The sequence below is a fragment of the Paenibacillus sp. NPDC058174 genome, assembly GCF_042883865.1.
Lineage (GTDB): Bacteria > Bacillota > Bacilli > Paenibacillales > Paenibacillaceae > Pristimantibacillus.
The window spans coordinates 370880-390234 of sequence record NZ_JBHVUY010000002.1; the positions used below are offsets into that span (position 1 = coordinate 370880).

General features: G+C 51.0%; 17 protein-coding genes. 12 read left to right on the forward strand and 5 right to left on the reverse strand.

All coding sequences use genetic code 11. The annotated features are described in order from the left end of the window. Positions 1 to 16 precede the first annotated feature (16 nt). A complete protein-coding gene (locus ACFVVF_RS13225) occupies positions 17 to 1792 on the reverse strand; it encodes a sensor histidine kinase (RefSeq protein ID WP_387811434.1) in 1776 nt (591 codons plus the stop codon). 281 nt (positions 1793 to 2073) lie between these two features. Between ACFVVF_RS13225 and ACFVVF_RS13230 the strand changes: the two genes are divergently transcribed. The 6 genes from ACFVVF_RS13230 (at position 2074) to ACFVVF_RS13255 (ending at position 9469) form a co-directional block, all read left to right on the forward strand. Then, complete coding sequence (locus ACFVVF_RS13230) at positions 2074 to 3426, forward strand: ABC transporter substrate-binding protein (RefSeq protein ID WP_387809884.1); 1353 nt, start codon at positions 2074 to 2076, stop codon at positions 3424 to 3426. Between the two features lie 75 nt (positions 3427 to 3501). Beyond that, positions 3502 to 4398, forward strand: coding sequence for a carbohydrate ABC transporter permease (locus tag ACFVVF_RS13235; protein ID WP_387809886.1), 897 nt, complete (start codon positions 3502 to 3504; stop codon positions 4396 to 4398). After that, positions 4398 to 5240 (forward strand): carbohydrate ABC transporter permease, encoded by an 843-nt coding sequence (locus ACFVVF_RS13240; protein ID WP_387809889.1) that lies wholly within the window; start codon positions 4398 to 4400, stop codon positions 5238 to 5240. The genes ACFVVF_RS13235 and ACFVVF_RS13240 overlap by 1 nt, the downstream gene beginning before the upstream one ends. A gap of 44 nt (positions 5241 to 5284) precedes the next feature. Then, positions 5285 to 7801 carry a glycoside hydrolase family 2 protein gene (locus tag ACFVVF_RS13245; protein WP_387809892.1) on the forward strand — a complete coding sequence of 839 codons (2517 nt, stop codon included), beginning with the start codon at positions 5285 to 5287 and terminating at the stop codon, positions 7799 to 7801. Positions 7802 to 7842: 41 nt separating this feature from the next. Then, positions 7843 to 8391, forward strand: coding sequence for a cupin domain-containing protein (locus tag ACFVVF_RS13250; RefSeq protein ID WP_387809895.1), 549 nt, complete (start codon positions 7843 to 7845; stop codon positions 8389 to 8391). A gap of 37 nt (positions 8392 to 8428) precedes the next feature. Beyond that, positions 8429 to 9469 carry an NAD(P)-dependent alcohol dehydrogenase gene (locus ACFVVF_RS13255; RefSeq protein ID WP_387809898.1) on the forward strand — a complete coding sequence of 347 codons (1041 nt, stop codon included), beginning with the start codon at positions 8429 to 8431 and terminating at the stop codon, positions 9467 to 9469. Between the two features lie 71 nt (positions 9470 to 9540). Here the strand turns inward: ACFVVF_RS13255 and ACFVVF_RS13260 are convergent, their stop codons facing one another. The 3 genes from ACFVVF_RS13260 to ACFVVF_RS13270 form a co-directional block, all read right to left on the reverse strand. Continuing rightward, positions 9541 to 10413 carry a tetratricopeptide repeat protein gene (locus tag ACFVVF_RS13260; RefSeq protein WP_387809900.1) on the reverse strand — a complete coding sequence of 291 codons (873 nt, stop codon included), beginning with the start codon at positions 10411 to 10413 and terminating at the stop codon, positions 9541 to 9543. A gap of 4 nt (positions 10414 to 10417) precedes the next feature. Further along, a complete protein-coding gene (locus ACFVVF_RS13265; protein ID WP_387809903.1) occupies positions 10418 to 11374 on the reverse strand; it encodes an ATP-binding protein in 957 nt (318 codons plus the stop codon). A gap of 69 nt (positions 11375 to 11443) precedes the next feature. Further along, positions 11444 to 12349 (reverse strand): alpha/beta fold hydrolase, encoded by a 906-nt coding sequence (locus ACFVVF_RS13270; RefSeq protein ID WP_387809906.1) that lies wholly within the window; start codon positions 12347 to 12349, stop codon positions 11444 to 11446. Between the two features lie 195 nt (positions 12350 to 12544). Between ACFVVF_RS13270 and ACFVVF_RS13275 the strand changes: the two genes are divergently transcribed. The 6 genes from ACFVVF_RS13275 (at position 12545) to ACFVVF_RS13300 (ending at position 17817) form a co-directional block, all read left to right on the forward strand. Further along, positions 12545 to 13435 carry a DUF72 domain-containing protein gene (locus ACFVVF_RS13275; RefSeq protein WP_387809909.1) on the forward strand — a complete coding sequence of 297 codons (891 nt, stop codon included), beginning with the start codon at positions 12545 to 12547 and terminating at the stop codon, positions 13433 to 13435. A 110-nt stretch (positions 13436 to 13545) separates the two neighbouring features. Continuing rightward, positions 13546 to 14565 (forward strand): HD domain-containing protein, encoded by a 1020-nt coding sequence (locus ACFVVF_RS13280; protein ID WP_387809911.1) that lies wholly within the window; start codon positions 13546 to 13548, stop codon positions 14563 to 14565. An 87-nt stretch (positions 14566 to 14652) separates the two neighbouring features. Then, complete coding sequence (gene hisJ / locus ACFVVF_RS13285) at positions 14653 to 15477, forward strand: histidinol-phosphatase HisJ (protein ID WP_387809914.1); 825 nt, start codon at positions 14653 to 14655, stop codon at positions 15475 to 15477. A 7-nt stretch (positions 15478 to 15484) separates the two neighbouring features. Continuing rightward, positions 15485 to 15640, forward strand: a complete 156-nt coding sequence (locus tag ACFVVF_RS13290; RefSeq protein WP_387809917.1) for a hypothetical protein — start codon at positions 15485 to 15487, stop codon at positions 15638 to 15640. A gap of 71 nt (positions 15641 to 15711) precedes the next feature. Beyond that, on the forward strand, positions 15712 to 16653 hold the full coding sequence (locus ACFVVF_RS13295) for an alpha/beta hydrolase-fold protein (protein ID WP_387809920.1): 942 nt from the start codon (positions 15712 to 15714) through the stop codon (positions 16651 to 16653). A 183-nt stretch (positions 16654 to 16836) separates the two neighbouring features. After that, positions 16837 to 17817 carry a glycoside hydrolase family 25 protein gene (locus ACFVVF_RS13300; protein ID WP_387809921.1) on the forward strand — a complete coding sequence of 327 codons (981 nt, stop codon included), beginning with the start codon at positions 16837 to 16839 and terminating at the stop codon, positions 17815 to 17817. A gap of 382 nt (positions 17818 to 18199) precedes the next feature. Here ACFVVF_RS13300 and ACFVVF_RS13305 read toward each other — a convergent pair whose 3' ends face one another. After that, entirely contained in the window at positions 18200 to 19354 is a 1155-nt protein-coding gene (locus tag ACFVVF_RS13305) for a DHHW family protein (protein ID WP_387809924.1), read from the reverse strand. Position 19355 lies beyond the last annotated feature (1 nt).

Genomic DNA, 19355 nt, shown 5'->3' on the forward strand with positions numbered 1-19355 from the left:
GTCCCCGCCCCCTTGTTCATTCTTTACCCCTCGCACCATCCGGCAGCGGCAGCTCCTCCTCCGCACCATCCGCGTCTTTCCTCAGCTTTTGTGTAATCTGGAAAACGGTAATCCCGTCTCGCACATAGCAGTCCAGATGAAAGCCATGACCATTTTTCAGCGCAAGACGTTCCCTGATGTTCCGCAGTGCAAAGCCGCGAATGCCGCTGCTGTCCTCCTCCTCTAGCAGCCGCTTAATCTCGGCGACGTCCGCAGGTGTGCCATCGTTCATAACTTCATAAATAAGCGTGTTCTGGGCAGGATAGATCTTCACCTTCACCATGCCGCTCGTGCTGTCCTTCAAGCCGTGCACCAGAGCGTTCTCAACGAGCGGCTGAAGCAGCAAGCGAAGCACATAGCAGGACTTCAAATCTTCCGGACAATCGATCTCAAACACAAATTGATCACCGTAGCGGATACGCTGAATATTGATATAGCTGCTCAGGTGCTCCAGCTCTTCGGACAGCTGCACCATATCGCGATTGTTGGGCGAGAGCGTCAGCCGCATCATTTTCGACATATTCGATACCATCAGGCTTACGTTCTTCGTGTCACCCATTTCGGACATCCAGTAAATCGTATCCAGCGTGTTATATAGAAAATGGGGGTTGATCTGCGCCTGCAGGGCATGAAGCTGAGCCTGCTGCAAATTCAGACGGCTCATATATACTTCTTTATATAGAAAATCGAGCCGCTCCGCCATCCGGTTGAAATTGTTAGCTAGTACCGATAGTTCATCATTTCGCTTCACATCGATACGGACGGAGAAATCCTCATTCGTAATCGACTTCATGCGCTTGCCCAGCTTGACGAGCGGGGCCGTTATGATCTGGGAGAACGTGACGGATAATAGAAGCGCAAATATAAACACAAGCAGTGCAGTTAAAGAAAGACCTTTAATAAGGGTTTCCTTAATGATTGTGAGAATATTCGGCTTGACGACGCTGTATAGAATAAACGGCGTTCGTTCTATTTTATGGGCCGAAATGTAGTAGTGTCCGCTGATTTGTGTGGAGCTTGCCTCCCTGTCCGCCAACTGCAGCAGATTGTCGTAAGAGGTTTCTGGCCCCAGATTGAAATCGCCCGCATCTCCCTTCGTGTCGACCAGCGCTTTATTCGCTTCATCTACAATAAAGTAGGCGATATCATGGTCAATCTGATCCGCCAAAATCGTCTCCGCAAGCTGCTGCCTGCTCATCGCGATTTTGATATAACCGATTTCTTCTGATAAATTGCTCGGATTTTTTAACATGCGGGTTACGAAAATATGGTTGTACGCTTCCTGCTGTACATCCTCCAGCCCGGAGACGTCATGATATTCCCAGTAGGGCGATGACTTTAGAGCTTTGGCTGCTTCGATTTCTTCCTTGGACAGGTTAAGATTAATGCCGGCATTAATCGGAATCTGGCTGCGTGACAGGAGGGATACCCCTCGTATGCCGTTGGAAAAGCCGTAAGGCATGGACAACAAAATATTGTTCGCGTTGCTGATGAGCTGGAAGTGATTCTCACTGCTGTCCGGCATATTTAAAAACGCTTTCAAATTAGTTTCCATTAAAGGATAGGTCGTCAGATCAAGCGCATCTGTAAAAAAACGATCGACATTTTTCCCGACCCCGTGAATATTGTTGGAGAAACGCAGCTGCAAATCGGTTTTGGTATTGTCATAAAAGATGCTGATGGCCACGGAATAGATCGTAATAATCGGGATAGCGACAAGAAAGATAAAGAACAGCATAATCTTTTTGCGCATGCTCACAGGCTCGCGACCTCCCTTGATGTTATGCAATCATTCTGTCATTGCGAGTTGTGCGTGTCAAATCCGTTTCGCCAAATCGGCAAAGAGGACATTTTTTTCAGATAAAAAGCAAATTATAAGGATAAAAATCAAATCCCGGTTCATCAGACATCCGTCAAATTGATTATAAAGGACAAATAAAAGGGATAACGAGGTAATGAAAGCGGATTCAAAACTAGGGGGCACTCCGTGTAATATTGGATTCAGAAAGGCAAATACATTTTTGGGGGGACAACATGAAGACGAACAAACGATTTACTGTCATCTCATTATTACTGGTATTGTCCATTATGCTTGCTGCTTGTGGAAGCGGTAACAATGGCCCGAAGGAATCGAACGGCTCGAGCGGCTCCAACGGTTCTGGCAAAAAGGTGGAGCTGACGTTCTCGCATTATTATTTGGAGGAAGAGCGTCCTACAAGCGCTGAAATGGACAGCTATATGACGCTGGTTGAGCAGTGGGAGAAGGATAATCCCAATGTGAAGCTGACGCAGTCGGTCATGTCGCAGGCCGATTATTCGACGAAAATCCAGGCACAGGCAGCCGTTAACGAAATGCCGGATATTTTTTTCCTGAAAGGCTCATGGGTAGGCAACTTTGCAAGCAATGATCTGCTGATGCCAATCAACGATGAGCTGGACAAGTACGAGTTCAAAGACAAGTTCCGCAAGGGCGCGTTTGACGCAGCTACGGTCAACGGCGAAATTTATGGTCTGCCTAATCAGTTGTCCATTACTTCCATCGTCTATTACAACGAAAAGCTGTGGAAGAATATCGGCTACGACAGCTTCCCGGACAACTGGGATGATATTAACAAAGCAGCTGCCAAATTCAATGAAAAGGGCATCGCAGCGATCTCTCTCGGCAATAAAGATAAATGGCCGGCGGAATCGACGATTCTCTCGACGATGGGCGACCGTTTCACCGGCGCTGATTGGACAAACTCTATTATTAACCATGATGGCCAGGCGAAGTTCACAGATCCGGAGTTCGTCAATGCGCTGGATATGATGCAGAAGAGCACAGCAGCGAAAATCTTCAATCCGGATTTCAACGTCATCTCCAATGCGCAAGCCGAGGAGTATTATGCGCAAGGCAAAGCGGCGGCTACAATTGATGGCCACTGGGCGATCAGCTACCTGCTTAATAATGCGTCGGAAGATGTGCTGAAGCAGACGAAGGTAGCGATACTTCCTCCGGTTGACGGCGGTAAAGGCGAGCCAAACACGATTTCCGGCGGAGCCGGCTGGTATGTAGCCATCAACAAAAACCTGACAGGCGAAAAGCGCGATGCCGCTATGGATTTCTTGTTCAAAACAGCAGGCTACGATTTCTCCAAAGTATATATGGAGAAATACGGAATGGCGGGACCAAGCCTTGTTGATGGCGTAGATATGACCAAATTCCCGCAGCTTACGCAGGATTTCGCTAGTCTGACTAGCAAAGTAACGTTCACGCCGATCTATGACATGCTAATGCCAGGCGGTATTATTGAAACGATGAATACAGGCTTGCAGGAAGTGCTCAACGGTACAAAAACCGGCAAAGCGCTGGCCGAGCAGCTTCAGTCTGCTCAAGACAAACTGTAGAAGCCGCAGGGATTGGATAGCCGGCACCAACGGCGTGCCGGTTGTCCGATTACGTATTCGGATGGAGGGGGAACTATGAACCAAGCTATGCGTCCGTCCAGGAAGTCATTCGCTATGTACATGCTGCCAGGGTTTTTCTTATATACCTTTATCGTGTTCGTCCCGATTGTGCTTGCCTTCTATTACGGATTTTTCGATTGGTCGGGCGGAACCAAGATGACCTTTATCGGTTTCGACAACTTTACTGCGCTGCTGAAGGATAACGTCTTTATCCAGTCCTTCTACAACAACATTTATTTGACAGCGCTATGTGTCATCGGCCAGGTTGGTATCGCTTTTGTGCTTGCGCTGATGTTGCATTCAAAGCGGGTAAAGCTCAAGTCGCTGCACCGGACGATGTCTTATTTTCCATCGGTTCTGTCGGCGGTTGTCATCGGCTTTATCTGGACCATGCTCTATGACTATAACTACGGTCTAATCAATATCATTCTCAGGCAAATCGGCTGGGGGCAGTGGGCGCAGCCTTGGCTGAACAATGAAAGTCTCTCGTTGACACTGGTAGCTATTCCTTTGATCTGGCAGTATATCGGCTACTACATGATTATCATTCTGTCGGCGCTGTCCGCGGTCGATCAGCAGGTGCTGGAGATGGCCGAAATCGATGGAGCTAACAGTTGGAAGAAGGCCGTTCATATTACGCTGCCGCTGATTAAAAACACGCTGGCCGTATGCGTCACGCTTTCCATCGCAGGGACGATGAAGGTGTTTGATCACATTTATGTCATGACCGGCGGAGGTCCGGGCACGTCAAGCAACGTGATGGCATTAAACGCCTATAAAACTTCTTTTCTCACTTATAAAATGGGGTATGGCAGCGCGATGTCGATCGGCGTCTTGATTTTAAGCTTAGTTGTAATCGTTGGAACCCGCTGGATCATGGGAAGCTTCACGAAGGAAAGGGAGGTGCGCTAATGGAAAGAGCCTATTCAAGAGGGCGGTTTATGTCCGGACTGGCGCCTAACCTGATTTTGCTCGTCTTTTCGATTTCCTGCATTTTTCCTGCGGTATGGCTGTTCTACTCTTCGCTGAAAGGGAAGTCGGAGTTTTACGCCAATCCGATCTCGCTGCCGCATAGTCCAAGCTTTGATCAATATGTGGCGATTTTTACGAAAAGCAAAATTTTGCTCTGGATGTGGAATACGACACGAAATAGCGTGCTTTCGCTGCTGATCATTCTTATTCTTGGCTTTATTATCGGTTATTTTCTGTCGAGGTTCCGGTTTAAAGGGCGCAATGCGCTTTACAATTACTATCTCTTAGGGATGCTGGTTCCGATTCATGCGCTCATGGTTCCGATGTATGTACAGTTCACGCAAACCGGAATGAGCGATAAGTGGTTTACGCTTGTATTGCCTTATGCAGCCTTTGGGTTGCCCATTGCGATTTTTCTGGTAGACAGCTATGTACGAAGCATTCCGATTGAGGTAGAGGAAGCCGCTTGCATTGACGGGTGCAGCTTCCACCGTACCTTGTTCAGCATCGTACTTCCGATATGCCGTCCCATTCTTTTCACCGTCGGTATTATTCAGTTTTTCGTCGTCTGGAATGAATTTACGTTTGCACTTATTTTGAACAGCAAGGATTCGCTCATGACCGTTCCCGTTGGCATCACCTTGTTCAAAGGACAATTCGTGACGGACTATCCGAAAATGATGGCTTCGATGCTGATTACGATTTTTCCTGCGATGATCTTGTACTTCGCTTTTTCCAAACAAATCATTAAAGGAATGGTTGCCGGCTCGGTCAAAGGCTAAGGTTAAGGCGGGAATTTTATTCTAACAGAAGGAAGTGTATGGGGATGAAAATAGTTGGGTTGAACGAAGCATGGCAGGTTCACGAGGCGCCTCTGCATTGGGGCAGAGAAAGCTTGGCAGCGGTAAAAGCGCTGAAGGAGGGCTGGTACGCTTGCACGCTTCCTTCCGATGTTCGTATTCCGCTCATTGAGAACGGAATCATTAAAGATCCGGTTCTATCCGATTATGCGCTGGAAAGCGAATGGATTGAGCAGCGGTCATGGTGGTACATGAAGGAATTCGACGGCTCCGGCCTCGACTTCGACAGCGATATTATCGAGCTGGTCATTGAAACGATTGATTCGCATAGCGATATTTTTGTTAACGATCAGCATGTAGGCAGCCATTATAACGTTCATTATCCGTTTGTACGCAATGTGAAGGATCAGCTGACACCGGGCAAAAATACGATTGCCGTTCGGGTAACGACCGGCCTGGAAAGCGTCTCCGAGAGCAACCTGTCTGAGCTCAATTGGGCGACCTGCCGGGAGTATGACAATGGCGGCAAAGACCGCGGCGACTATCGCCGTTCCTTCGTAAGACGGCCGCAATATACGGTTGGCTGGGACTGGGGCCCGCGCGTCGTAACTTGCGGGTTGAACGGCAACGCTTACCTTCGCTCCGAGAAAAACATCGCTATTCGGGAAGCAAGCGTGGTCACCGTTGGTATTGCACCGACTGCCAAGCTCAAGGCGACGGTCAACATCGAGAATCTCAATATTGTCGGCACTGCTAGCGGCGACTTACTCGTCGAGATTTCTTATGAGGGCCGCGTCTGTGCTTCGAAAAAGCTGGAAAACCTGCTGCTGACCTCCGGCATCAACTACTTTGATCTCGACTTTGAAATCGAGAACCCGCAGCTTTGGTGGCCGGCCGGCTATGGCGAGCATCCGCTGTACGATGTGAAGGTAGAGGCGGTGTCTGGAGATGTTACGACGGAATTCCCTTCCTTCCAATTCGGCATCCGGACCATCGAGCTGGATACGACGGTGCTGCAAGGAGAAGACCGGAACTTCCGGCTGGTCGTCAACGGGATGCCGATTTTCAGCAAGGGCGGCAACTGGATTCCGAACGATTTTATCTACTCGCGTGTACCTGAGGAAAAATATGTGACGCTGATCCGTGAGGCTGTGGAAGCGAATTTCAACATGCTGCGTATTTGGGGCGGCGGGCTGTTCGAGCGGGACATTTTCTATCAGCTGTGCGACCAGAATGGACTGCTGATTTGGCATGACTTCATGCTGGCATGCTCTACCTACCCGGATCACAGAAGAGAATTTATGGACGAAATGCATGACGAGATGGACTACCAGACCAAGCGTCTGCGCAACCATGCTTCGATCGCTTTGTTTTGCGGCACGAATGAAGTGCACTGGATTTTCAATAAAACGGACAATCCAAGATGGAATATCGAATTCAAGCATGAGAAGCAATACGGCTTGTACATTGCCAATGTGCTTGCTAAGAAAGTGCTGCACAACAACTGCCCTCATATTCCGTACTGGAACAGCTCTCCGTATGGAGGAGCGCTTCCGAATGCCGATACAGTTGGTGACGTTCACCGCTGGCATAATGCGTTTATGAGTCTCAATCTGGAGGAGCGGATCGAGCCGATGGATTTCGATAACGTGGAATCCAAATTCGTCAGCGAATACGGTTATGTCGGGCCTTGCAATCTGGAGAGCACGAAAGCATATTTGGACGGCGGGGAGATTGATTTTGACAGCAGCGTCTGGGAAATGCACTGCAACGTATTTGAGAAAGGCACCGTAGCGGAGGGGATTTGGAAAAGCTATCTCGACCGGTCTGACAAGCTGTCGGTCGAAGATTATTTGCTCTACGGCGGCATGGTTCATTCCTTGATGCTGGAGTATTCTCTGGAAGCGATGCGCTTTAAGCCGGACTGCTCCGGCGCGCTGTTCTGGATGTACAATGATGCATGGGGCGAAGTGGGCTGGACGATCATTGACTACTACTTGCGCCGCAAAATTTCGTATTACGGCGTGAAGCGGGCGCTTGCCCATACGAAGCTGACCTTGCGTGCCGTGGACGGAAAGGTTGTGCTGCAAGGAATTAATGACACCGCAGAGGCTGTATCGTTCCAAGCGGAATTCGGCTACATTTCCTTCGGCGGCGCTGTTCGCGAGACCAAGACGGTGAACCTGACGCTGGAGCCGCACAGCCGCAGCTATTTGCTTAGCGAAGCGCTGCCGGACCGGGATTATACGAAGGGGACGATTATGGTCATCCCTGCAACCGATTCTGTGGATACGGTATCACTGCGAACCGGTGACATGAAGACGCTTCAGTTCGACCGCTCGCCGATTGAAGTCGTCCGCGACGAGCAGACTGGCTCCGATCGCAGCATTACGCTGCGGAGCATAGGGTTCGCCCACGGTGTATACGTCTCTGGCGGTTATGACTGCTCTGATCTGTACTTCGATCTGCTTCCGGGAGAGACGAAGACGATTACGGTCTATTCCGCTGGCAGCGAGCCGCTGTCATTCACTTCAGTCCGATAGATTACGGCAAGCTCGTGATAGAAGAAAGGGAGGCAGGTCCCATGAGAATAGAAGACTATCAGCATTTTAAACCGCTTATATTGGATTACTATGATAAGGCGCAGATTGCTTTAACCGAGCAGGAGAAGCAAGACTTGGAGCTGGCCGATTTCGGGCTGAATGAGTTTGCACAGATCGGGCTTTCTCTCGTCACTTTCATTAATACAGAGCGCTGCTGCGCGAAGGAAATGGTGCTGCTGCCGGGACAAACTTGTCCCGAGCACCGGCATCCTGTGATCCCTGAGCTGGACTATCCCGGTAAAGAGGAAACCTTCCGCTGCCGGACCGGCATGGTATACTTGTACGTAGAAGGGGAGCCGGCCGCTGAGATTAGCGGTACACTCCCGGAATCCGGCAAGGACTATTATTCGGTATTTCATCAAATTGTGTTGAGAGAAGGCGAGCAGTACACCATTCAGCCCAATACGAAGCATTGGTTTCAAGGGGGGCCGGAGGGTGCGGTCGTGTCCGAATTCAGCACGAAGAGTCTGGATGAATACGATATCTTTACCGATCCCCGCATCGAGCGGATTCCTCGTATCGAAGAATGATCATCTGAAAAATAGCGGATTATTGGAGGCGTTTGCGTTGATCAATCGAGCAGCATACATGACAGGACTTAACAAGCTGGAAATTCGCGAGGTCCCGGTGCCGGAGCCGAAGGCGTCGGAGGTGCTGGTCAAGCTTGATTATGTCGGTATTTGCGGGTCGGATGTGCATTATCTGGAGCATGGCAAAATCGGCGATTTCGTCGTCAATGGAGACTTCATACTCGGCCATGAGTGCGCAGGCACAATAGTCGCTGTTGGCGCCGATGTGAAGCAGCTAAAGGCTGGCGACCGTGTAGCGCTGGAGCCGGGCGATACCTGCGGCAAATGCGAGTTTTGCATTAGCGGGCGCTACAATCTTTGCCCGGACGTTCAGTTTCTGGCAACGCCGCCTTACCATGGCTGCTTCGCTAATTACATTGCCTTCCCAGCCAATCTGGCGTTCAAGCTGCCTGACAGCATCAGCAATAAGGAAGGCGCGCTGATTGAGCCGCTGTCGGTTGGCATGCACGCTGCTAAACAGGGCAGCGTTACACTTGGCAACTCGGTCGTCATCCTCGGCGCAGGCTGTATCGGTCTGACGGCGCTGCTGGCATCCAAAGCGTTTGGCGCGCTCGATATTACAGTAGTCGATGTCATTCAGAAGCGGCTGGACAAGGCGCGGGAGCTGGGAGCTACGAGAGTGATCAATGCGGCACAGGAGGATGTGCTGGAGCGGATTAATGAACTGACCGGCGGCGAAGGCGTGGACATCGTGATGGAGACAGCCGGAGCGGTTAGAACGACGCAGCAAACTCCGCATCTTGTGAAACGCGGAGGGACGGTTGTACTGGTTGGCATGCCGCCGCAGGACATTATCGAATTCAATTTCGCCAAGCTGCTGAGCAAGGAAGCGGAGATTAAGACGGTATTCCGTTACCGCAACATTTATCCGCAGGCGATTAAGGCAATTGCTGAGGGTGTTATTGATGTATCCGGCATTGTCACCCATGAATATGCATTCGATGATATTGCCGAGGCATTCGACGTGAACATCAACCGGAAAAACGAGGTTGTCAAAATCGTCGTCAAAATTGACTAGGTCCTAATAAGTAACGGAGCGCTAGCCCGGCCATTGGCCAAAGTTAGCGCTCCGTTTTTTAGTTCAGCTGTTTATTTCAGCCGCCAGCCAAAAATCTTTACATGGACAAGCAGCTTAGTCAGCCAGTGTATGGCGATATATAAAATCATGAGGACGATGACGAGCGGTCTGAACAGAAACCAGGCCAGTATCCAGCCTATGAGCAGCTGCCAAGGCTTGAGACGCTTCAGCAGCTTGGATGGGCCAAGAATAATCTGGTACAGCTTGGAGTTTTTTTGCAGCGCCTCTAAATATTCATCGCGTATTTGCTTTTGGTCCGGCTGGAGCCGAATCGCGCTGCTAAGCAGCTCCAGCTGCTGGCTATAATCTCCGCGCTCCGAGGCGGCCCAAGCGAGATACAGGAATACATATTCGGATTCGGCTTCAAGGCGCAAAGCCTGGCCTTCCAGCTCCTTCGAAATGCGGTAATGCTGCAGCAAAGCTTCGATGTAGCTCATTAGTGCCAAATAAAGCGCATTGTCCGCGTCCAGCTCCAGCGCTTGCAGCAGCTGCTCCTTTGCTTCCTGATACCGGCCCTTTTTGTTGGACATATTGGCTTGAAGATAGTAATAGAACGGCTCATACGGATCGACGCGCATCGCATCCGCAAGAGAGGAAGCAAGCTCCTTCCATTTCTCTTGATCATAGTAAACACCGCAAGTGATAAACCAAGCCAGATGGTTCTCGGGATCCCGCCTCAGCGCTTCCGCGCACCAATTATGGGCTTCCGTATATTTTTCCAGCTTCCAGCAAACCTGAGCGAGCATGGCGTAGGCGTCCGCATCCTCCGGCTCCTCGCGAATTAGCGCCATCGCTTCCTCGGAGGCTTCCTTGTACCTTTGCCATTTGAGCAAATGCTCGATTCTTTCGTAGCGTGTGGAATAGGTATCGAGTTGAATGGACATAGCGTTACCTCAATCCGTGGGTTTTCATATATTCCAGTACGTTCTGGTAGTCTTGATTCACGTCGCTGAAGGTTGCGTAGTTTTTAGCGGTGGCAAACCAGTCCAGCGTTGTTGCTTTGCGGCCCTTTGCCGCCTTTTTCAAATCATCCTGTGTAATGGGCTCGATGTTGCCGCTTTGCAGCATTCGCTCCAGCGCAGATTCCACGGAATCCCTGACGATTTGCTCCAGATCGGCACCGGAGAACATCCGCGTATCCTTAGCGATCCGCCCCAGCTCGACCTTACTCATCGGTTTGCCCGCGAGCTTCAAGCCGAGAATCGTCTCGCGCTCCGCTTCTTCTGGAGGCGGAACGAAGATCAAATGGTTGAACCGGCCAGGTCTTCTGAGTGCTGAATCGAGATACCACGGCGTATTGGTGGCGGCGATAACGAATACTTGATCGTTGAAGCTCTGCAGGCCGTCGAGCTCCAGCAGCAGCTGATTCACGAGCATCCGCTCATGATGCTGCCGCATCTGATTGCGGCTGCCGCCAAGCGCGTCCAGCTCATCGATAAAGATGACGCACGGCTTGTTCTCGCGCGCTTTTTCAAACACATCATGCAGGTTATGCTCGCTTTCGCCGACATACATGGATAATATCGCTTGCAGCTCAATGTGCATGAAGTTGGCGTTAATTTCGCCTGCAACAGCTCTTGCAAGAAATGTTTTGCCGCAGCCGGGAGGACCGTACAGCAGTAGGCTGCCGCCAGCTTCCCGTCCATAAGCGGCGAACACCTCCGGCTGCTGAAGCGGCAGGATGAAGTTAAGGCGGATTTTTTTCTTCACTTCTTCGAGGCCGCCGACGTCGGAGAAGGTTTCTTTGGGCTTATCCGTCTCGACGAGCTTGTTGTCGTCTTTGTCAAACCGGATAACCTTAAGCTTGTTGCGGCGATGCTGATCCAGATCGTTGCGGTCAGACACGGGGCACTTCCTTTCATCCCTATTCTATTGCTAAATTATATCAAATGAGGAAGCATTCGTCCTCACAGGCTACGATCTTTTTTCGTTTGGAGCGGACATATCAGCTTTAAGCTCTGTTAAAATAGTTCGCCACATCTGCTCATCGGCGGATAAAAAATGACCTGCCTCTGGATGGTTGCGGAATTTGGCTTGAGGCATCCGGCCAGCCAGCCGCTCCATCTCGTTATATGGCGCCATCCGGTCCTTTTTCCCGTGCCAGATATGGAGAGGAACTTTAATGCCGGAGGGCTCAAAGCCCCAAGGACCGGCAAGCAGAGCGGGCTCGCTGGCTGCTTCGTCCACACTAATGCGGATTGCTTCGCCAAGGTGAACCATCGATTCTCGCAATTGCTCCTCGGTTTGCATGAACTGCTGGTCCCATTCCGGCAATCGACGGCTGCCGTCCCTAAGTGATTTCATAAATTTGCCGGGATCCTTCTCAATCATGCTGCGCTGGGCGCGGTAGAATGACTTGAGAAGCCGGGGAGCATACTTGCTCAGCCGAAAGGCGATTTTGTTCGAGGCTGTCATTTCTTTGGGAGGCTTTCCGTCTGGAAATGGCGCTGCACTTGAAATCATAGCGGCTCCCAGCACGCGCTCCGGCAGGGCGAATGCACAGGCAGCGGCATAGACGCCGCCGCCGGAGACGCCAAGCACGGCAAACGGTCCGATGCCGAGCTCATCAGCTAGCCCCGCAACGTCGCGCGGCCAATCCAGAATCATCCGTCCCGGCAGCGGATCGGAGCAGCCGAAGCCGGGTCGGTCGGTGCTGATCAGTCTTAGTCCAAGCGCGGCTGCTGTCTCATCATCCTGCAGAAACCAGATTCTGGAGCCGGGCGTCCCGTGAAAAATAAATACCGGCTGCCCGTCCGGATCTCCATATTCGGCATAGGCAAGCTTGCGTCCGTCCTGCAAATGAATGAACAATTCCTCCATAAACAAAATCCCCCTTTTCTCTACCAGACCAAAGATAAGCTCCGTCCTGCTGCAAAGGTATAATTTAACATTGGAGCTTTTTTCCGTCAACGGACTGTGGATGGAATTTCTATGGGAATTTACCGGTCCGGCTTGAAGTTCTCCCAAACTATTTAGTATAACTGGTATAACGCAAGGAAGAACGGAGGCAGCTGAATGGGAATACATATCGGATTGGCGGGCTGGGGCGATCAAGACCGGCTGTACGGACCCGGAATTAAGGCGAAGGACAGGCTGCGGGAGTACGCCAATCATTTTCCACTCGTTGAGGTGGACAGTACGTTTTATGCGATTCAGTCGAAGGAGCGTTTTGCCAAATGGACGGAGGAGACACCGGAGACGCTGCATTTCATTGTAAAAGCCTACCAAGGCATGACCGGCCATCAGCGCGGCCCTGCAGCGAAGGACAATGATCCCGCCGCGATGTTCAGTGCGTTCCGGGATTCATTGGAGCCAGTAATCGAAGCGGGACGGCTGCAAGCCGCTTTGTTTCAATACCCGCCCTGGTTCGATTGTACGCGGGAAAATGTAAGGATACTGCGCGAAACGCGGCTGCGGATGGAAGGGATTCCGTGCGCCTTGGAATTTCGCCATCAAAGCTGGTTTGTGCCGGAATACCGGGAGAAGACGCTTGCTTTCATGGAAGCGGAGAATTGGTACCATAGCGTCTGCGACGAGCCGCAGGCAGGCGTTGGCTCTGTGCCGACCGTGCTGCGGGCAACGCATCCGGAGGTAACTGTCGTTCGGTTCCACGGCCGCCATACCGCCGGATGGAATCAGAGCAGCGCGCCGAATTGGCGGGATGTCCGCTACTTGTACCGCTACAGCAGCGAGGAGCTGCGCGAATGGGCTGGCATGCTGAGGCAGCTTGAAGAGCAAAGCAAGCAGGTATGCGTTATTTTCAACAACAACTCTGGCGGAGACGCAGCGGACAATGCGAAGGAAATGATGGAGATGCTGGGCCAACTCCGTCCTGACGGCCGCGATCCGCAAGAGCCGAAGGAGGAGCCAAAGCCGCCTGAGTATGAGCAACTGGATTTGTTTTGACGTTCGACGGTTGTTGTACACAATACATTCCTCTGGCAGGGAAAGTGCCTCTTTATCCAGAATAATCGTTAGATAGGATGCTGTTCTTAATAGGAGCAAGGAGGCGAATAATGCCTGATTCAAAAATTAAGATGGATGGGACAAGCGGGGCGCTATGGGAGCCGATGTGGCAGCTTCATACAGAGCTGACTCCAGCCGAACGGGAGCTGCTGCAGTCCAGTTGGGTAAGGAGGCTGCATCTGATTCATCATTGCGGCCCCATGTATTTGAATTCCCAATTGAATTACAGCCGCTTGCAGCATACGCTGGGCGTTTTTGCGACGATCGCCTATTTCCATCCCGAGGATATGGAGCTGAGAGCAGCTGCGCTGCTGCATGATATCGGTCATGTGCCGTTTAGCCATACGCTTGAGAGGATCGAGGGGATTGATCATCACGCGATTACGCTGGACCGGATTCAATCCCCGGAGATTAGCGGCATTTTGGCTGCTCATGGTCTGGATCAAGCCCGCTTGCTTCATTTAATAACAGGAGAGACGGCAAGCTTGCTCCGGAATCGGAACCATACGCTTCAATTGGACCATTTGGATTCTTGGGTGAGAAGCGCTTATTTTAGCGGACGATTGCCGGTAATGCCGCGTGCAATATTGTCCCGTCTGGAAGAGGAAGCCGGTTATTTGTACGGGGATATTGAGACCGTTAAGCTCGTTCAGCGGCTTATTGTGGAGGAAGCGGGCATTCACGCCTCAATAGCGGATATTGGGCCGAGTGCTTTGGTTTTGCATTTGGTGCAAATATTAATCGACCGCGGACAATTGTCGCAAAACGAGCTAAGCGGGATGACGGATGAAATGATCGAGCAGCTGCTGCACAATAGCGAGTGGACCAAAGCTGATTTTTCCCGATTCGTTAACCGGCCATGGGAATTGAAGGTAAGTCGCGGTGAGGGTGACGAGCTTATCCCGCAACATAGCTTCGAGTGGACGGTCCGCAAGCTGTATTTGTCGATGCCGCTGACTAAGGATAGCGCAAAGGATACATTTTACAAGGAAACAGAGGAAGCCTATCGGCTGCTGCAGCCGCTGATCGGCAACTATTGGGCATATTGGCTGGATGAATACGAATGCTAACTCGTTAATTTCATGTAAAGCTGGAGAAAAGGGCTTCTGGTGCGATAGAATGGGATGGAGTGCACTAGAAAAGCGCAAGGAGTGTTAATGATGGTATTGAAATGGGACGGGCATACGCATACCCGTTATTGTTATCACGGCAGCGATGCGGCCGAAGAGCAATATTTGGACAGGGCAATCGAGCTCGGCTTCGAGCGTTATACGATAAGTGAGCATCCGCCTCTTCCGGCGGGTTTAATAGAAGACGAGAAGCTGTTCCGCGAGCTGGCTATGCCGCCTGAGGAATTGCCGCTTTATATGGAATATGCCAAGCAAATGAAACAGCAATATAAAGGACGCATCGAGGTTACCGTCGGTCTGGAGCTGGATTATTTGCCGGGCCAGCTTGATTTTACGGAGCGCATTGTCGATCAGTGGGGACGTGATTTGGAAGACGTCGTCTATTCGGTTCACTATTTGCCGGGTATCGGAGGTACGCGCTGTATTGATTTTACGGCAGACTACTCTAGGGAGTATTTGCTCGGTTATTACGGCACGATGGAAAAGCTTGTGGACGCCTATTACGATCACGTCGAAGGAGCGATTGCTTTCGCTGCGGGGCTTCCAATGCGCAAACGGATCGGGCATATTAATCTGATTGAAAAGTTCGCCAAGGCGCTTCCGCCAATTGAAGAAGCTCAAATTCGGGCAAGGCTTGAGGGCATTCTTCCGCTGCTTGCCAAATCAAACGTAGGCATTGACGTCAATACAGCCGGACTGCGGGTGGAAACCTGCGGCAAGCCCTATGTGCCGGAATGGTTCATTGCGGATTGCCTGAAGCAAGGCGTTGAATGCGTGTATGGTTCGGATTCTCATAAACCGGAGCATGTGGGAACCGGCTGGGACTGGTTTGCAGCGCAGATGCAAGGATAAGCGGGTAATGGCAGGACATATGGAGTTAGAGAGCAGAGAGAAGGAGCCGTTACGCTTGCTAGGCGTTTCAGGCTTCTTTTTTTGCATGAAGAAACATTACGCAGGTATCAGCCGTTATAAAAACAGAGATTTTGAACCAGAATGGATAGGAGCATCCGAGTGAAGTTCATGACCGGGAAAAGGCGCAATTGTTTTAAGTTGTTGCTGGAAGCGGAATAGGGAAGAGGGTCGTAGATGAGACATCAGATGAAAAAGATTATTTGCTCAGCTGTTATTATGCTAGTGCTTGCAGGCTGCGGGAGCACAGCCGTCGAGCGAACGATGATCGATTCAAGCGGAACGGCGAAAGAGACGCTGGAGGCAGCGGCTCAGACGGCAGACAGCTCCATGATGCAGCACCTGACACTGGAGAGCGAGGCACTGGGGAAGGCGATGAAGGTAAATGTCTATTTGCCGGAAGATTATGCGGACGGCAAGGGCGGTCCCTACCCTGTCTTGTATGCGCTGCACGGGAAAAACGGCAATGAGAACAGCTTTTTCTCCGGCGGGTTGAACATTGGTGAGCGTGCCGCGAAGCTGGTCAACGAAGAGAAGATCATGCCATTCATTATCGTAGCTCCGCAGCTCGACAACAGCTACGGCGTCAACTCCTCCGATAAGCTGGACAAGCGGCATGAATATGAGCTTGGCAGATATGAGGACTATTTGCTGAAGGATCTCATACCTGCGATTGACGCCAATTATAATACAGTAGCCAGCCGTGAAGGCCGTTATATCGGGGGTATTTCAATGGGCGGCTATGCGGCGCTGCATTTGGCTTTTACCCATCCGGAGATGTTCAGCAAGGTTGGCGGCCACAGTGCGGCTGTATGGAAGGAGACGCCGGACTATCTGGCTTGGCTGTACCAGGGAGGTCAGCCTCAGGAAGAGGTAGACCCGGTAATGCTCGTTGGCAAAGGGACGGCCAGCAAGCTAGCGATTTACCTCGATCATGGCGACAAGGAGCATGAGACTATAGCCGAAGGCAATCAGGCGCTGATGGAAGCGCTGGATCAAGCCGGCGTGAGCTACGAGTATCACATAAGTCCAGGAGGACATAACGATAAGTACTGGGCTGCTCATATGGACGAGTATTTGCAGTTTTACGGTAGCAAGGGTGAGGAAGGGAAAAAGTAGGTTTTACGCGGGAAAGGTGAGGCGGCTCTATTACGGAGGCTGTCGTTGGAAGGGGAACTGTCGGGCAGACGGTTCCTTTTTTTTTTTGCGCTCAGCAGGACTTGCCGTACAGCCGCCGTTCCGGGAAAGGATGGACCTGCTTATCCTATAGAAGGACGTGCTAGGAAAGGAGCGCTGTGATCGATGCAAGCAAGAAGCGGAGGCAATGCGCAAGGAATTGATGTTTCACGTTATCAAGGAACGATAGATTGGAAAAAAACAGCGGCAGACGGCATTTCCTTTGCATTCGCAAAGGCGAGTGAAGGACAATCCTATCGGGACCCTTATTTTGCAAGCAACGTATCGGGAGCCCGGGCGGGCGGCGTGTTGATCGGAGCCTATCATTTTCTCAATGCGGCTTCGACGGATGCAGCGAAAAAGGACGCGGCTAACTTTGCGAACGCCATAGCGACGGTAGGCGGGAAAAGCCAGCTCGATCTCCCTCCCGTGATGGATTACGAGAACAATCCGGGCAAGCTGAGCAAAAGTGCGATTAACGCGGTTGCAAAAGCTTTTTTGACGGAGCTGGAGCGGCTTGTCGGGGTGAAGCCAATTATTTATACGGGGAACAGTTTTGCTGCAAACTTTGACGCATCGCTTGGAGGCTATGAGCTGTGGGTTGCGAGATACAGCACGCAGCCGCCGTCAAACGTCACCGCATGGAGCAAATGGACTTTCTGGCAGTATAGCGACGGTTCAACAGGAGGAAGCAGGCCCAGCGGCGGGCGCAAGGTAGCCGGTATCAGCGGACCGGTCGATCTCAACGAGTATGCCGGAACGGTTGAGGAGCTGCGGGCCAAATATATCGATCAGGAGGATGAACCGATGACAGAAGCGGAAAAACAAGCTTTTAACGAGCTGCAGAATAAAGTTGCCAACTTGGAAAAGTATGTGAACATTTCGGGCAATCAGACGCCGCCCGCGTGGACGAAACCCGCGCTGGATGCTGCGAAGGCAGCTGGAGTCATTACTTCTGTGAATGACAAAGGGCAGCCGGAATTTGTATCGATTCAGATGCTGTACAATGCAGGGCTGTTGAACAGCGAGCTGATTGCTTTTTTTAAAGCTTTTAACGCGAAGACACGCGCGGTGATCGAACAGCTGCAAAAAACGGGCGGGAAATAACACGATCAAACTAGCAAAATACTTCGATAAACGTGCCGATGGACTGCCCCTTCGGTGATCAAAATGTAAAAGTGCAGGTTGAAGGGACTCAAACTGCCGAATTCAGGCATCAAAATGCAAAAGTGCAGTTGAAATGCCCGCAAAGTGCCGTTTTGGGCTGATTTTAGCCAAACAAACTGCACTTTTGCATTTTGAAGGGGAAAAGCAGCTGAAATGAGTGGATCAAAATGTATTTTTGCATTTTGAAAGAACTAAACGGGCAAAACGAGCTGCAGCACATGGTCTCGGCAATGGAACAGGGAGAGGGAAGCGCATGCCTCAGCATGAGACGACGCTTTCTTCTCCCTGTCCTGTTAACCCTATCCCAGCTGTGACATTCCCATTAATAACCAAGCTTCAATATTACCTGACCGCTTGAGAATGTCGTCGTGTTGAACAACAGCAGCACGCCATTAAACTCATTTTCTTTCATATAGCTGGTGATGTTGCCGTTGTAGTAACGCAGATCAATGATATGAATTTCCGGGACATGCAGCGCCAGAAAAGGCAGCATGCTATGCGCATAGGAATCCTTGATGACAAGCAGCTTGTCCAGATCGGCATCATCGGGAGGCAGCTCGGTTTTAATTGTCATTAGCGCGTGAACACCGCCGAGAAAATACGAGTATTTATCTTTTTTCGCCAAGAAGCTGTCTTCATATAATCCTTGCACGGTCGTGTCATCGTCGAAAATATGCATTTTCAACTCCGCTTTGTTTTTCGGCAAATACGCCTGAATGGAATCCGGCTTCAATCCATTGAATTGGCTGCGAGTATGGTAGCTTCCTAGGAAGCTGTTCGTCACTGTACGAATATCGAACTCCGACTCCTCCATAGGCTGCCAGCCCATTTGCTCCGCATAAGCCCGGTAAGCCAAATAAGCGCCGTATGTCGTCCAGTGATGATCGGTACGGTAATACAAATCTCTATTGGGGTCCGTCTCAGCCGCAGGCTTCAAAAAATCAAATCCGTTAATAAAGCGGACATGCTCCCTCACCTGCTCTTTAATGGAATTGTTGACGATAGACTGCGGATAAGCGGGAGCCAGCCACGGCAGCCGCTCCGGGTAAATACCGATCGAGGTCGGCGCGAGCAGGAAGCTAATGTTTGTATGGGGATTTTTATTCGCGAACTTGTTCACAGCCTCCGTGAATTTGGCTAGATTCATGGGCTCCGGTTCGGCAAACTGCTCGAATAGAAAGCCGTCTTTGCCTTTGTAAATTCCGTTGTTCTCCTGCTGAAGCCGCAGCTGCTCCATTGTCGACTTGACAGCAACCCATTGATCCCGCAGCGGAAAATGATCCGTAACGAAGCTCTCTGTCTGTTCGGAAAACGTTTTGTCCAGCAGCTTGTTCCAGCTGAACTGCGGCGTTTTTTGCAGGCTGCGGTTTTCGATTTCGGAGAAAGCCTTCTTCGGCATGAAAAGAAACAGCAGGCTGAACGCGAACAGAAGGATGGCGAAGCCGGCGGCATAGATGCGGTCTGTTCGTTTATTCATC